This window comes from Alcanivorax sp. HI0044, from assembly GCF_001634945.1.
Genome location: NZ_LWEZ01000626.1, coordinates 1 through 523 on the forward strand (window position 1 = coordinate 1; position 523 = coordinate 523).

1 protein-coding gene is annotated in these 523 nt (G+C 57.2%); it reads right to left on the reverse strand.

What is annotated here, in order from left to right:
• Positions 1-523: oxygen-dependent coproporphyrinogen-III oxidase (locus A3730_RS07555; RefSeq protein ID WP_063537825.1), on the reverse strand; the 523-nt coding region annotated here is incomplete at both ends.

The window sequence follows — 523 nt, forward strand, 5'->3', positions numbered from 1 at the left end:
GCTCGGGGTGGTAATCGTAGTCCCATCGCACCAGCGGTGGCAGTGACATCAGGATGGACTCGGTACGTCCACCGGATTGCAGACCAAAAATCGTGCCGCGGTCGTAAACCAGATTGAACTCCACATAGCGGCCGCGACGGTACAGCTGGAACTGACGCTCGCGCTCGCCATAATCGTGGTCTTTACGGCGCGCCAGGATCGGCTGATAGGCGGGCACATAGGCATCGCCCACACTGCGCATCAGGGCAAAGCTGGTGTCGAAATCAAAGCGGTTCAGATCGTCAAAGAACAAGCCGCCCACACCACGGGGCTCATCCCGGTGCTTGAGATAAAAGTAGTCATCACACCAGGCTTTGAATTCCGGGTAGATCTCGCTACCGAACGGTTCACAGGCGTCGCGGGCCGTCTGGTGCCAATGCACAACGTCTTCTTCAAAACCATAGTAGGGTGTCAGATCGAAGCCGCCGCCAAACCACCACACCGGGTCTTCACCGTCTTTTTCCGCCACGAAAAAACGCACGTT